Consider the following 13,379-nt stretch of genomic DNA (forward strand, 5'->3'; position numbering starts at 1 on the left):
ATGAGTAACGGTTCTCTTTTCGTACTTTCAGCACCTTCAGGCTGTGGGAAGACCACAATGGTCTCTCTGGTTATGCAGAGACTCAACGGGATTTCTTTTTCCATCTCCCATACCACCAGGTCCGCAAGGGATAAGGAAGTTCATGGAAAAGACTACTATTTTGTAAACCATGAAGAGTTCATTCGCATACGGGATGAAGAAAATCGAGGGTTTATCGAATGGGCAGAGGTACATGGCAATTATTATGGAACCAGTTGTCAGGAAGTGGACAGGCTATTGGCGACGGGAAGTGATGTCCTTCTTGATATTGATGTGCAGGGGGCTCTACAGGTGATGCACTCAACGTATCATCCTGTAACTATTTTCATTGCTCCCCCTTCTCTCGATGAACTTGAAAGAAGGTTGCGTGGCCGTATGACCGATGATGAACATACCATCGAGGTGCGTTTGCGAAATGCCAGAGGAGAAATACGGCAGGCTACCAAATATCAATACCTCATAGTAAACGACAACTTGGATGAAGCCGTACAAAGTCTGGAATCCATTATCATCTCTGAGCGTTGCAGGACTCGGAGAACTCTGCATGGCGAACCTGCACGTTATACACATCGATGAAGAATAACAGTAAAAAAACACAGTATAAAGAAAGCAAACCCGGCCATGAGCAGGTAGAGCAAAGTGAAGTAATCTGGGGCATTCACTCTGTTACTGAGGCGTTGAATAGTAATCCCAATGGCATTAATGAAATTAAAGTGCAGAAAGGGAAATCCAATGCCAGGTTACAGCATATCATAGACCTTGCCCGGGAACACAGTGTAAGGTTGCGTTTTCTTGATCCGGCAAGATTTGGTGTGGGGAGGCAATGTAACCATCAGGGGGTTGTTGCCCAACTTTCTGAATTGCCTGTGCAATCATTTGAGGACCTTAGAGAGTTTCTTAGCAGAACAGAAGCGGACGCTGCACCTAGAATTCTGGCTCTTGATTCCATTCAGGATCCTCGAAATCTAGGCTCAATTCTTCGGTCTGCACTTGCAGCCGGTTTCACCCACATTTGTATGACCCGTGAGCGGAGTGTTTCCATAACACCGACGGTGGTACGCACCTCGGCTGGTGCCACTGCGCACCTTCACATTTTTCAAGCTGTCAATATGGCTGATGCGTTAACCAGAATAAAAGAATTTGGTTATTGGGTATATGGGGCGGTGGTTGACAGGGAAAAAAGCCAATCCATTTATCAGGTGGATTTTGCGCAGCAGGTGTGCCTGGTCATTGGCAGCGAAGGCAAGGGTATTCGTCCGTTGGTACAAAAGCAATGTGATCAACTGGTAACCATACCTATGTATGGAGATTTTGATTCACTTAATGCGTCGGTAGCTGCAGCGGTTGTCATGTTTGAGGTGAACCGCCGCAGGCTTTCGTAGAGTATTGGTGTAAGGGGCACGGAAAAAATAAATTATCCAATCTTGTTTGTCTCTCAACTCGGTAACGTCGTTGCGTCAGTGGTTCAATACGACCACTATAGAACCATTGACGCGACGACGTTACCAGGCCGATATTCTACGCAATTTTTGGATATCTATTATTTTCCGCAACCCTAACGTATCTGAATCCATGAACAGTGGGCCAGACCCGGCTTTGCGTGCTGTTAACTCGATCAGTTTCAGCTCCCGTAACTAAGTGCCTGCCCATAAATGGCTTTTTATGCCAATTTTAGCGTTATGCTTTAAATTTTTCCTCGAAATATCAATTGTATATCTATGGAAAAATGTATCGCATTTTTTAAGCTTGAGCAAAAAAACTCATTTATGAACAGACACTAACTAGCGATGGCTTCGTTTCCAGTAATTACGGAGTTGTTCGGATTCTGGTGTCGAATTCGCTACGGATTCCGGAACCAGTCTATTTATTTCTGTTAAGCTGAGCTTTCAGCAGGTCACCCAACGTTCCCATGGAGCGGGTTTCTTTTTCCGCTGCCGGTGGAGGTGTGTAGCTTTTTTCTTCAGACTTTTCCTGATAATCATCAGGCACCAGGGAAATCCTCTGTTGGTCCGTGTCAATAGAATCAATGCGGACCGTTATCTCCTGACCAGCTTCCAATACCTCGCGCGGATGATTTATTTTACGCCCGCTTCCAAGTTTGGAAATATGAAGAAGGCCGTCAATGCCTGATTCCAAAGTGACAAAAGCCCCGAAAGGAACAAGCCTGGAAACTGTGGCGATATGTGTACTGCCGACAGGGTAGTTTTCCTCAACCTTATCCCAGGGATTTGGTAGCGTTTCTTTCAGGCTCAGGGATATTTTATCATTTTCCCAGTCCAGACGTTTAATAATAACTTCAACCTGCTGACCGAGTTGGAGCACATCTTCCACCTTGTCTGTCTGTCCCCATGCAAGTTCTGAAATGGGAATAAGACCATCAATCCCTCCGATATCGACAAAGGCACCAAAATTGCGGATAGCGGTTACTGTACCGCTGGCCTGCATGCCTTCTTCCAGGGACTCGCGAAGTTTCTCTCGCTCCTCTGCGCGCTGCTCCTCAAGGAGTACCCTGGCGGATAATATGATATTGCGGCCCCGATTACCAAACTCTATAACTCGAAAAGCCAGGGTTTGCTCCAGGTAATCTTCTGGGCGTTCGATACGACGTATATCCATCTGAGAGTACGGGCAGAATGCTCTGGAACCGGCAACATCAACGGAAAAACCACCCTTGATTTCACCAGTGACCTTGCCTTGGACAGGGATTCCTGATTGAAAAGCATCTTCCACTTCCTGTAGGGAAGCTTGGCCAGAGCCAATCCGAGTAGTGAAGAGCAATTCACCTCCTCGATTGGACAGAAGAAAAACCTGGATGCTTTCACCAGGCGCATATTGCATATTGCCTTCTTCATCAACAAGTTCAGCTTTGTTTATCACTCCTTCACTTTTTGCTCCAATGTCGAGAAACACATTTTCTCCGGAGATCTCAGCTATAACTGCTTTGACCTTATCACCAGGCTTCAGTTTTGGGCCATCAATAGGGGTTTCTTGGAACAGGTCGGCAAATTTGTCGTCACTCATAACAATGGGCAATTGGTTTAGGTTTATAATATTAAAGGTTATTGGATGTTTATTGAGGGGTAATTACAGAGATAGTGTTTTCAAATTCCTTCTGAAAATCCATCGAGTCTCCAACGCGAATATGTTGAATGGTTGAAGTTTTTGTATCAAGGAGGATGAATCCTGGTGCCACTTCCTTACCAAGAAGATCCCCTGGGTTGATAAGCAGGCATTTTCCTATTTTCTGGACTCGGCATATGTGGTTGTGTCCACAGCATACATAGTCAAATCTTCCTGATTGCGCCAAAGGTAATGCCAGCTCAGGGTAATGGTGAAAGCCAACGCGTTTGCCATCCACCTCCACTGAACCGAGTATTCCGTGATGTGTGAATTGATCTTTCTGCTTTTCACAACGTGTGGAAATCAAATGTTGATCACCTACATTGTTTCCGTAAATCAGGTGAACATGGCCTGTAAACTTGTCGAGTTGGTTCAGCATGAAGGGAGAAACCAGATCTCCGCAATGGATAAGTATTTCGGCTCCAGCCCTGTTGGCATGGGAGACAGCCCTGTGTACATGAACTATGGCATCGTGGCTGTCTGAAAGTATGGCAATAATCATGAAACAAATATTTTGTAATGTGAGACAATAGAAAGAACTGTGTGCTCTTTGACAAGGATTTTTTACACGGGTTATCTCCGTGAAGCAACCATTCTTTTTTGGTCTCTATTGACGAATGATCTCTGTTTCAGGGGGAATATCAAGATGACCGAGCTCCATTAAAACCTCTGCAGAGGATGTTTTGATAGAATTCACCGCAAAATCTGAAAGAGTGAGCATGGTTTGGGTGCCAAAATGATCATCTATGCGTATTCTTTCCAGAGTGTGATTGTCATCAAACCATATTTGAATGGCTTGTACCTGTTGTTGTGCTTTTTTGGGTGTGAGTATGGCTGTTGATATCCCAGGAGTGTGTGCATTGTCATCAGCGGGGTCAATATTGAAGGCTTCATCCAGCGAAAGATGTCCTGAGAACAGAGAAAATGTAATATCATTGTCCATTGATTCGGCAGGCGTAATGATCAACTGGTTATCCTGTTTCGTATAAATCTGCATTTCTGCGCCTGTACTGAGAATGATTTGCTCATAAGGGGTGAGGTAATTCCAGCGCATGAGTGGGGTCGAGGAAGGTGCGGGCCCTGTCCGTACGAATGTTGCGTTTCCGCTGCCTTTTCTGTTTCGGCCATTACTGTATGTCTGCTGTTCAAAGTCAAAGGTAATGGATTCAAGTGACTGGTAATACTGCTGCAGTTTTTTCACCTTACTCACAAGCTCGGCGTTTGAGGCAAAGGAGATAGCAGGAAGCAGTAACGATAGCAGAAGGATACATGCTTGTAAAGTGAGCGGGAATTTCCGCATAGATGATCTGAAAGAGTGTGTACATATCTTAAATCCGAGTGCCTTGCCGTGCAGGCAGGCAGTGTTCGCTGAGGGACAATGTGCTCGGTTGCGGTGAAAAGGTAAGAGGAGGTTAAACATGTACTTTCTCCAGTTGGATTGTTCGGCCAAAAATAGCGTTTGCCATGGGGCTAACCGGGGCAGGGAGATCAGAAACAAAATATCTGCTTGCTTTCTTTGGATTATATAGTTTTTCCCTGATGTCTGTATTTGCTTCCAGGTAAGTGTGCAGAGCTTTGGCTGCTTCAATTGACGAGTCTACAATATGTACCCTGTTTCCTATTCTTGGCGCAATGATTGATTTGAGTAATGGGTAGTGGGTGCAGCCGAGTATGAGAGTATCCACCTGTTGCCTGCGTAGTGGTTGGATGTATTTTTTTACTATCATTTTTGTTTCCCGTCTGTTAATCCATCCTTCCTCAACCAGGGGAACCAGCAAAGGGCAGGCCTGGGTGTAGGTGGCGGCAGCAGGGTTACGTTCTTTGATGCAGCGCTGATAGATTTCTGAGGCGATGGTCGCCCGGGTGCCAATAATCCCAACTCGTCCGGTATGGCTCCGGGTAACGGCATTTTCCACAGCCGGGGCGATTACATCGATGATAGGATATGAAAATCGCTGCCGCATGATTTCTCCAGCAGCACTGGCTGCGGAGTTGCACGCTATGACTATAAGCGTTGCACCATGCTCGGCAAGAAATTCGATGTTTTTTTGAGAATATTCAATAAGCCGCTCTGTACTTTTGGACCCGTAAGGAGTGCGGGCAAGGTCTCCAAAATACAGAAGAGGGAATCCTGGGCAGAGGCTTTCGATGGCTCGAGCAACGGTCATGCCACCGAGTCCGGAGTCAAAAATACCGATCATGACAGTAAAGATATATATGTGTGTTCTTATAAGAATCAGGCAGTCCGAGAGAAGACGACTGTAGCTTAAGAAATTGATCTGTTATTTTACGGTAAGCGGTCAGAATGTATGGAACACTTACAGGACTCAGTCCTCTGGGCCAAAGCATTTACCAAGAGGACTGAGGGTGACGGAGGTTTTTATTTCTTTTTGTTTTTTGTACGTGCTTCAATAGCTTTCCGCAGATTCTCCGGTAACCCCCTTTCCTTTCCAGATTGTGAACGTCGTTCTGAAAGAGAACGCGCACAGAGGGGCTGGCGAGCAGAGAATCCATATTTTTTACGATATTCTTTAGAGGTGAGACCATGAGATTTAAGGTGCTTTGGAGAAAGCATCTTAAACTCTTGACCACATTCCAGACAAACAACTTTATTTTTTTGGATTGACTTTTTGGGGTCCATGACAGGACCAGCCTCTTCCTCCGTGGCTTCCAATCCTGTTACTTCAGCATCCTGAAGAGTTTTAAGTGTTTGGAATGTATCGTTTAATGCAGTCTTTATTTCGTCAGTGGTCATTTCTTTGCTGCCGATCTGCGACTGGATAATTTCAGCGGTCATTTCAACAAGAGTTTTGCTCATTGTCTACTCCTATGAAAAAAATAAAGATAAAAGTAACTGGTATTATCACTATTACATTAGAACACGTTGATAAATAACGCAATTAAAATATAACATGTTTGTAAATTGTCTCTTTTCCTGATTTTTTTTGTCATAAGTGCCTCAATGTTGGTAACGAATCATAGGGGATGGCAATATTTGCACAACCCGTATCGAGCCAGTTCATGTTTGGTCTTCCCGGAGCAGCGTTCTTCATCTACCACTCAGATCGCCAATTTATTACAAATGATGTGTCCTCGTGCGGAATCCAGAGGAGAGGAATTTTTCGTTTTTGTGTTGTGACTCTGCGGGTACTGGAAATACATGGCTGAAGGTTGACAGGTTTGGGTGGAGATATTACTATTTGGCCCATCTGGAAGTGCCTGTACATACATGGCCTTGTCGGAGTCCCGTTCTTCGCTTGCTGGTCCGATAAACGTGTTGTATGCAAAATTTTATCCTTGGAATATCAGTGATATGCCAGGGGTAAAGTTTTGAATAGACCCTGCTCTCGGTCGAAAATTCCCATTTATGGCCAGGCACAGTGTAAAACATTTTAACGTTACTACTAATTTTTAAGATTGTTTCGAGGTATTACTATGCCTGTATATGAGTATGAGTGCTCTGGGTGCAAAAAGGTTTTTGAAGTTCAACAAAAAATTTCAGAAGCTCCTTTGGAAAACTGCCCGGAGTGCGGAGATGCTGTGAAAAAAATCGTTTCAATGAGTTCTTTTCAATTGAAAGGTGGCGGTTGGTATTCTGACGGGTACAGTGGATCTTCCAATGGAAAGGGAAGTTCTTCGCCAGCCCCGGCCTGTCCTGCCGGCGGAAGTGCATGTAAGGGCTGTGCAGCCGCATCGTGAGTCGTTTCCGGATGACTGTTTTTAGCGGTTTAAGACGTATTCCATCCAGTTTTTTATGTTGTTTGGCCTGTCCTGCATATTGTTATACTTTTCTGCGGTGACCATATAAAACTGAAACAACTAATGTCACTCTGTTTTCTTTCATATTTTTTCTGGTTGGGCCAGTTCCCCTGTTACAGTCTCGAGGAGAATGTATGCGTTTTCTACAAAGATACTTTGTTGTCACGGTTATCACCTTGCTGATGGTCGGATGTTCCTCGGCGTATTACGGAACATTGGAAAAATTCGGGGTTCATAAGCGAGATGTTCTGGTCGACCGTGTCGGAGAAGCAAGAGATGCGCAGGAACAGGCTAAAGATCAGTTCCAGACAGCATATGAACAATTCGCAACTGTAGTTGAGGTTGATGGTGGAGATCTTGAGAAACAGTATACCATTCTTAACAGGGCTTACGAGCATAGTGTGCAGAAAGCTGAAGCCGTACACGATCGAATTGATGCAGTGGAATCGGTGAGCGAGGCCTTGTTTGATGAATGGGAAGATGAGCTCGATGATTATTCCAGCAAGGCTTTGCGTCGAGATAGTGAAAGAAAATTACAAGATACCCGTCGACAGTATGAACAACTGATAACCGCCATGAAAAAAGCGGAAGAGAAGATTGATCCGGTATTGACGGTGTTTCATGATCAGGTGCTTTATCTGAAGCACAATCTGAATGCACGGGCAATAGCTGCTCTGCAGGGGGAAATGATGAGTCTTGAAAAGGATGTAGAGCGTTTGTTACGTGAGATGGAGGCTTCCATTCAAGAGGCTGATGAGTTCATATCGCACTTACAACAGGGGTAAGGCTGTTACCACTGGGATGTGTTACGCTATCATCGGTAACTGATCACAGGCACGTTATGTTTGAACGGTTGCGGTTTCACGCATAGATTGGCTAGCGGACTCTGTGCTTACCTGCTCAAAATTGCGATTGTTCAAATATAAAGCGCCTGTGGTCAGTTGCTGTTCGGAGGTAAGTGACATCAAAAAGATACAGACTCTGTGATTAGTTCCTTCTTTTTTCAAGCCTGAGTCCATACCGGCGTGCTGTCTGGTTTTGAACAATTTCGTCTTGCTGCATACTCTTCCATTATTCGAGCCCTCTCAAAGTATTTCGCTGTTATTCCTCATCTCATTATAATAGCCATGGCATCGCCGTAAGAAAAGAAGCGATAGCCAGACCGGACTGCTTCTCTGTATGCGTCAAGGATGTTTTGCCTTCCTGCAAGCGCTGAAACCAGAAATAATAAAGATGATTTTGGGAGATGGAAATTCGTGATCAGATTATCCACCACGGCAAAGGTGTGGCCAGGATAGATAAAAAGGTCACAATTTCCCGAGCAGGCTGTTACTTTACCATGTTGAGCTGCCACGTATTCCAGAGTGCGGACCGTGGTTGTTCCAACAGCCCATATTTTCCCTCCCTTTTCTTTTGTGTTGTTTATTGCATCTGCTGTGTCTTGAGAGACGGTGAAATGTTCGCTGTGGATCTGGTGGTCTCGAATGTCCTGGGTTCGTACCGGAGCAAAGGTGCCGTAACCAACATGCAGTGTGACCTCTGCGGTGGAGATGCCCTGATTACTGAGCTGGTGAAGGAGTTCAGTGCTGAAATGAAGGCCTGCCGTGGGAGCGGCCACAGATCCTGTATGCCGTGCATAGAGGGTTTGATAGCGTTCCCTGTCGGTTGCCGTGGTTCCGCTTTCACGATGAATGTAAGGCGGAAGAGGAATTTGTCCCATACGATAGAGGAGGTGTTCTAGTGCATGTTCCTGTTCCGCATGGGATGAGCAGGGAAAATGCAGTATGACATCTACTTTGCCGTCATCATGATACCCTGCAACTTCAGCAACCAGGTCATGTTCAAACAGAAGCTCACTGCCAGGGCGAGGCCTTTTCGAACTTTTAAGCAAAGCTGTTGCTTTGGCCCTGCCTATTTTCAGGGATGTTGTCAGGGGAGGAAGAACTATGGGAAAGTGCAGTAAAAAAAGCTCAACTTTTCCCCCTGATGCTTTCTTACCATACAGTCTTGCAGGAAAAACCTTTGTATTATTAACAACCAGGAGATCTTTTGGAGAAATATAGTTGATGATATCAGAAAATATTCCGTGGGCAACTTGTTGTTTTGGCTGCAAAATCATCAGTCTGCTGGCATCTCTTTTATCAGCGGGATGCTGGGCGATTTGCTGTTCAGGCAGGTGAAAATCGTAATCCGTGAGTTGAAACAGGTCTTCAGACATAAAAAATCGGTTGGGTTGTGGATAGTAAAGGGTAGTGAATCACAGGTGTTGAGGTCTTGAATTTGTCCCATGGCCTTTGTTACACAGGCCGGGAAATACAACCATGAGACCTTTGGATGAGTGTAGGCTCTTGCCAAAAAAGACGGAAATGGTTACACACTTTCTGTGTTCTTCCAGCGCTTTTGTGTCCTATGGTAAAAAGTCGGCTAAAATAACAAAAGTAACGAAAAATTGCGAGGCTCTTTCACGATTTTTCAAAGAGAATTTAACGCATGTGTTTGCGATAACCTCGTGAGAAGTGCGGGCTGAGAGGTGGCTCCGATGATATTGGTAACTGCAGCAACAGAGATGGAACTGGATGCTTTTACAAGCAAATGTACAAGGCGAACTCAAATCGAGACCTGCCTGACAGGGATTGGGCCAGTGGAAGCTGCTACTCGTGTAGCCTTGTTCCTTGCTTCTACTGATAGTCTGCCTGCAATGGTTCTAAATATTGGTGTTGCCGGTGCCTTTGTTTATTCACAACCTCATCCCGAAATCCTTGACCTCTGTTTGGCAGAGCGTGAAATTCTTGGTGATTTAGGGATCTGCAATCATGAACAGGTTAAAAAATTTTCTTCATCCGCTTTGCATATTCGCGATGATTTTATCCTGGACAAAGATCTACGTTCCAGGGCCCTGGAGATCCTTTACGCAAATGGAGAAAAGGTAAGCACAGGTCCTTTTGTAACGGTAAATTGTGTGTCAGCCACTCGTCGGCGTGGTGATTTACTCGGCAGGCAACACTGTGCTATTTGCGAAAATATGGAAGGCGCTGCCGTGGCAAGGGTCTGTGAGACTTTTGCTCTGCCTATGCTGGAAATTCGCTGTATTTCTAATCTGGTGGAAGATCGTGATACAAAAAAATGGAAATTACAAGAGGCTTGTACCCGATGTGGGGAAATCGCAGCCATTCTCGTCGAGGGGTTTGTGAATGCATTGTAAACAGCTTACATTAGGATATTCTCCCTGTCCCAATGATACATTTATCTTCTATGCGCTTGTTCATGGATTGATACCATTGCGTTACATCCAATTGAAGGAGCCACGGTTGGAGGATGTGGAGACTTTGAATCGAATGGCCATGTCAGCAACCCTTGACGTGACCAAACTTTCTTTCCATGCACTGGGGCATACTCTCAATGACTATTCTCTCCTCAGATCAGGGGCTGCACTGGGAAGAGGGTGCGGGCCACTGCTGATTACCTCATCTCAGTCCAAAAGAAGCGATGTGAAGACATGGTCCATCGCTTTGCCCGGCGAGATGACTACTGCGGCATTGCTGCTCAAATTATACTGTCCTCAGGTACGTGAACTGCACATTATGCCTTTTGAGACTATACTTTCCGCTGTTGCAGAAGGGGCCGTGGATGGAGGGGTAATTATTCACGAAAGTCGTTTTACGTATCAGCAGTACGGTCTTGAATGCGTCCAGGATCTGGGGCAATGGTGGGAAGAAACGACTGGTTTGCCCATACCGCTTGGCTGTATAGCTGCAAAAAGAAGTTTACCCTTACAGGATGTTCATGAGATCGAACAGGCTATTGCCGCCAGTCTGCAATGGGCATGGAGACATCCTGAAAAATGCAACTCATATATCAAAGAATACGCTCAGGAAATGGAAAGTGACGTTGTTACCAGTCACATTAATCTCTATGTGAATGCATTTTCAGAAGACTTGGGCGAAGACGGCATCGCGGCCGTCGAAGAGCTTTTTCAGCGTGCCAGTATGGCCGGTCTTTTTCATGGCTATACAGGTATGAAACAGGAGTTGATTAGGCTGTGATGACGCATCCCATGGTGCAGCTGTGGGATGGGGCCACACCTGTCGTTTTGATTTATGATGGCAGTGCTGAGCAGCGCAAAAATCTTGCATCGAGATGTTCAGTTGTTTTGGAAACAACTGAGAGCATCGTAGAGTGTCTGTATGTACAGAAAAATACAGATGGAGCCCGCATTGTATCTCAACTGGACCTGATAGTACGTAGTTGTGACGTTTTTGTTCTCGTCAGTGAAAAGTGGCTGCCTCTTGATACGCTTATTGCTGGAGTCTCGGCAAGCACAGAAAAAGATCCCTCTTCTGCAGGACTGGAGCAAAGTCTCTCCATGGGCTCTAATGCAGAAATATCAGAACCTGTTGCTCTCAAATTTATTCATTGGTTTGTAAGCCGATGGACAGCCGCTGAAGTGGGCGCCTGTTTGCTTGTAGGGGGAAAGAGCAGTCGAATGGGGCGAGCCAAACATCTCATTCAGGATCTGGATGGAATTACATGGGCGGAAAAAACTGTACAAACCTTGCAGCTACGTCTCAATCGGCTTGTCATTTCCGGGGCCGGTGAATTGCCAGATGCTATTTCGCATCTGCCAAGGGTGCCAGACGAACCTGGAGTCGCCGGACCCATTGCAGGTATCTTGTCGGTTTTAAAACACTATCCAGGAATTTCCTGGGTTGTTACTGCCTGCGATATGCCAGAAATGCGGGTTGAAGCATTGGACTGGCTTCTTTCGTGTCGTAGACCAGGTGTCCGTGGCATTTTTCCTGATTTATCCGGTCAGGGAAGGGTTGAACCGTTGCTGGCATATTACGATTTTCGAGTGCTGGATGCTGTGCAGAATATTGTGGACAGTGGTTCCTGGCGAATAAGCAGGCTCAAAGAAGTTGAGGGAGTATTGGCGCCACGCCCGCCGTCCCGGTTATTTCGATGCTGGCGTAATATCAATACTCCCAGGGAATTACTAGACAACACCTGATGGGATTGATCAGGCGTTGATATTTAGTGTCTGTCTTGCCAGGAGTACTACTGCAATCCGCATTTTTCAGGATTGTCAGCTCGTAAGAAATCCCGGCTAGAAGAAGCTGAGTGTTTTTGATACATCATGCACCAGTTCTCTTTTGGATCCGTTGATATAGTAGTACAGTTTCGCATCTATACGAACTTCATCCGTGTCAGTGTCAAAGTGGATAAGGTACTGTTCTTTTTGAGTGGCAAGTGGAGGGAGGGTGAGGTCTATTATTTCTTTGATCTGCCATGCTCCGTAGCGCATGTCTTTGTCTGGATCTATACCGATTTCAAACCATTTTTTTTCGTTTTTAAAGAGTTCGTTACCTTCAGCGTCTTTTGCGGTCACTTCCAGGACCACTTTTCCAGACCAGAGTCAGCCGTCTGGAATACGATGACCAGCCCTGTTTTCGATAAAGGCAGTAACGATGGCGCTCGGCACCCATTTATTGGCATCTTTCACAGATGTGATTTGACCGGGCAGATGTTTGTATTTGGCAATCTGGACATTAAATCCCAATCCCTGTTTTACTGTATCGAGATCATGGCCACCTGGAAACATGTGCCCTTTAGCAGAATGACATTCCTGACAGGTTTTGCTGCCTCCAGCTGCCAGGTATCCATGCCTGTAACTCCCTGAGAGGGTGTTGCATTGGATAGTTTCTCCGTCAGGTGCATGATATACGCCATGACATTGCATACAGAACGCAGAGGTCTTGAGGTCAACTGTTTCTACAGACGTGTGAAAATCGTCGCCGTCTTCACCGGTTGGCCCATACATAACCCCTTCTTGCGGACGTCCCCTGAGACCTGGAGCCACTCCGGTTGCCTTGATGTTGTGGCACGCGTAACAGCCCACGTTAAGCTTCGCAAGTTCCTTTAGGGCTTCCGTGCCTGTAGGAGTCGTAGGGAAATCTTTAGCTGTAACGATAAGTCGACCAATGTCTCTGGCAAGTTCTTCTGAGGCGAAATTGACAATCGGTGCGTGACAATCCAGGCATTTCAGCACTTCATTCTTGGTTAAGGGGGTATTCCATTCCTTTTTCAGACCCACTTCGATAAAATTCCTGATCCCGCCTAACGACGAGTTGACTGCTTTTGCGTGCCAGGAATTTTGCCATTCCTGGTAAATTTCCTCGTGGCATCCTCCGCATTTTTGAGAGTCATATTTTTCAACAAGTTCATCGATGGTGGTTGCTTCAGGGGTACATTGCCCGGCAATAGGGTATGAAACGACCCAGAATAGGGAAGAGCAAAGTAAAAGCCATGTGTTTTTGTATTTCCTCATGATACCTCCTTTGGAAAATGATGATGGGGGTGTTGTGTTGATCCTCCTTGATGAAACTGTATAGAATTATCTTTTCGAAATAACTGCCTTTACACTGGAGATACGTATTTGCTTAAAGTTGTGTTGTGATCGATAT

At 45.6% G+C, this 13,379-nt stretch carries 14 protein-coding genes; 7 read left to right on the forward strand and 7 right to left on the reverse strand.

Annotated elements, in window-relative coordinates; genetic code table 11:
• On the forward strand, positions 1-615 hold the full coding sequence (gmk, locus tag G493_RS0101455) for a guanylate kinase (RefSeq protein WP_028578934.1): 615 nt from the start codon (positions 1-3) through the stop codon (positions 613-615).
• Positions 612-1,421 (forward strand): 23S rRNA (guanosine(2251)-2'-O)-methyltransferase RlmB, encoded by an 810-nt coding sequence (gene rlmB / locus G493_RS0101460; RefSeq protein ID WP_028578935.1) that lies wholly within the window; start codon positions 612-614, stop codon positions 1,419-1,421. Before gmk ends, rlmB begins: the two co-directional genes overlap by 4 nt.
• Before the next feature lie 478 nt (positions 1,422-1,899).
• Here rlmB and rpsA read toward each other — a convergent pair whose 3' ends face one another.
• The 5 genes from rpsA to G493_RS0101485 form a co-directional block, all read right to left on the reverse strand.
• A complete protein-coding gene (rpsA, locus tag G493_RS0101465; protein WP_028578936.1) occupies positions 1,900-3,060 on the reverse strand; it encodes a 30S ribosomal protein S1 in 1,161 nt (386 codons plus the stop codon).
• A gap of 49 nt (positions 3,061-3,109) precedes the next feature.
• On the reverse strand, positions 3,110-3,661 hold the full coding sequence (locus G493_RS27315; RefSeq protein ID WP_051308924.1) for a YfcE family phosphodiesterase: 552 nt from the start codon (positions 3,659-3,661) through the stop codon (positions 3,110-3,112).
• 105 nt (positions 3,662-3,766) lie between these two features.
• Positions 3,767-4,459 carry a LolA family protein gene (locus G493_RS0101475; RefSeq protein WP_161629776.1) on the reverse strand — a complete coding sequence of 231 codons (693 nt, stop codon included), beginning with the start codon at positions 4,457-4,459 and terminating at the stop codon, positions 3,767-3,769.
• A gap of 112 nt (positions 4,460-4,571) precedes the next feature.
• Positions 4,572-5,360, reverse strand: a complete 789-nt coding sequence (gene murI, locus G493_RS0101480; protein ID WP_028578938.1) for a glutamate racemase — start codon at positions 5,358-5,360, stop codon at positions 4,572-4,574.
• A gap of 179 nt (positions 5,361-5,539) precedes the next feature.
• Positions 5,540-5,977 (reverse strand): MucR family transcriptional regulator, encoded by a 438-nt coding sequence (locus G493_RS0101485; protein WP_028578939.1) that lies wholly within the window; start codon positions 5,975-5,977, stop codon positions 5,540-5,542.
• A 617-nt stretch (positions 5,978-6,594) separates the two neighbouring features.
• Between G493_RS0101485 and G493_RS0101490 the strand changes: the two genes are divergently transcribed.
• Both G493_RS0101490 and G493_RS0101495 read left to right on the forward strand, forming a co-directional pair.
• Positions 6,595-6,858 carry an FmdB family zinc ribbon protein gene (locus tag G493_RS0101490; protein ID WP_028578940.1) on the forward strand — a complete coding sequence of 88 codons (264 nt, stop codon included), beginning with the start codon at positions 6,595-6,597 and terminating at the stop codon, positions 6,856-6,858.
• 194 nt (positions 6,859-7,052) lie between these two features.
• Positions 7,053-7,703 carry a DUF2959 domain-containing protein gene (locus G493_RS0101495; RefSeq protein ID WP_028578941.1) on the forward strand — a complete coding sequence of 217 codons (651 nt, stop codon included), beginning with the start codon at positions 7,053-7,055 and terminating at the stop codon, positions 7,701-7,703.
• 323 nt (positions 7,704-8,026) lie between these two features.
• Here the strand turns inward: G493_RS0101495 and queA are convergent, their stop codons facing one another.
• Positions 8,027-9,136, reverse strand: a complete 1,110-nt coding sequence (gene queA / locus G493_RS0101505) for a tRNA preQ1(34) S-adenosylmethionine ribosyltransferase-isomerase QueA (protein WP_028578943.1) — start codon at positions 9,134-9,136, stop codon at positions 8,027-8,029.
• Positions 9,137-9,457: 321 nt separating this feature from the next.
• On the opposite strand from queA, the gene mqnB reads away from it, so the two are divergent.
• The 3 genes from mqnB to mobA are packed head-to-tail and all read left to right on the forward strand — an operon-like array spanning position 9,458 to position 11,926.
• Positions 9,458-10,120: a futalosine hydrolase gene (gene mqnB, locus G493_RS31655; RefSeq protein WP_028578944.1), complete on the forward strand. Its 663-nt coding sequence runs from the start codon at positions 9,458-9,460 to the stop codon at positions 10,118-10,120.
• A complete protein-coding gene (locus G493_RS0101515; protein WP_028578945.1) occupies positions 10,110-10,961 on the forward strand; it encodes a 1,4-dihydroxy-6-naphthoate synthase in 852 nt (283 codons plus the stop codon). Before mqnB ends, G493_RS0101515 begins: the two co-directional genes overlap by 11 nt.
• The gene (mobA, locus tag G493_RS0101520; RefSeq protein ID WP_028578946.1) at positions 10,961-11,926 is read left to right on the forward strand and encodes a molybdenum cofactor guanylyltransferase; all 966 of its coding nucleotides are present in this window, start codon (positions 10,961-10,963) and stop codon (positions 11,924-11,926) included. Before G493_RS0101515 ends, mobA begins: the two co-directional genes overlap by 1 nt.
• A gap of 96 nt (positions 11,927-12,022) precedes the next feature.
• On the opposite strand, the gene extKL is transcribed toward mobA, so the two are convergent.
• Complete coding sequence (gene extKL, locus G493_RS0101530) at positions 12,023-13,243, reverse strand: multiheme c-type cytochrome (seleno)protein ExtKL (protein WP_248595813.1); 1,221 nt, start codon at positions 13,241-13,243, stop codon at positions 12,023-12,025.
• Positions 13,244-13,379 lie beyond the last annotated feature (136 nt).

This window comes from Desulfogranum japonicum DSM 18378 (genome assembly GCF_000429945.1).
Taxonomy (GTDB): Bacteria; Desulfobacterota; Desulfobulbia; order Desulfobulbales; family Desulfobulbaceae; genus Desulfogranum; species Desulfogranum japonicum.

What these genes read in the sequence shown, in the direction of transcription:
- gmk (WP_028578934.1), top strand. Translation starts at nt 1, where the DNA reads ATGAGTAACGGTTCTCTTTTCGTACTTTCAGCACCTTCAGGCTGTGGG.
- rlmB (WP_028578935.1), top strand. Translation starts at nt 612, where the DNA reads ATGAAGAATAACAGTAAAAAAACACAGTATAAAGAAAGCAAACCCGGC.
- rpsA (WP_028578936.1), bottom strand. Translation starts at nt 3,060, where the DNA reads ATGAGTGACGACAAATTTGCCGACCTGTTCCAAGAAACCCCTATTGAT.
- G493_RS27315 (WP_051308924.1), bottom strand. Translation starts at nt 3,661, where the DNA reads ATGATTATTGCCATACTTTCAGACAGCCACGATGCCATAGTTCATGTA.
- G493_RS0101475 (WP_161629776.1), bottom strand. Translation starts at nt 4,459, where the DNA reads ATGCGGAAATTCCCGCTCACTTTACAAGCATGTATCCTTCTGCTATCG.
- murI (WP_028578938.1), bottom strand. Translation starts at nt 5,360, where the DNA reads ATGATCGGTATTTTTGACTCCGGACTCGGTGGCATGACCGTTGCTCGA.
- G493_RS0101485 (WP_028578939.1), bottom strand. Translation starts at nt 5,977, where the DNA reads ATGAGCAAAACTCTTGTTGAAATGACCGCTGAAATTATCCAGTCGCAG.
- G493_RS0101490 (WP_028578940.1), top strand. Translation starts at nt 6,595, where the DNA reads ATGCCTGTATATGAGTATGAGTGCTCTGGGTGCAAAAAGGTTTTTGAA.
- G493_RS0101495 (WP_028578941.1), top strand. Translation starts at nt 7,053, where the DNA reads ATGCGTTTTCTACAAAGATACTTTGTTGTCACGGTTATCACCTTGCTG.
- queA (WP_028578943.1), bottom strand. Translation starts at nt 9,136, where the DNA reads ATGTCTGAAGACCTGTTTCAACTCACGGATTACGATTTTCACCTGCCT.
- mqnB (WP_028578944.1), top strand. Translation starts at nt 9,458, where the DNA reads ATGATATTGGTAACTGCAGCAACAGAGATGGAACTGGATGCTTTTACA.
- G493_RS0101515 (WP_028578945.1), top strand. Translation starts at nt 10,110, where the DNA reads ATGCATTGTAAACAGCTTACATTAGGATATTCTCCCTGTCCCAATGAT.
- mobA (WP_028578946.1), top strand. Translation starts at nt 10,961, where the DNA reads ATGACGCATCCCATGGTGCAGCTGTGGGATGGGGCCACACCTGTCGTT.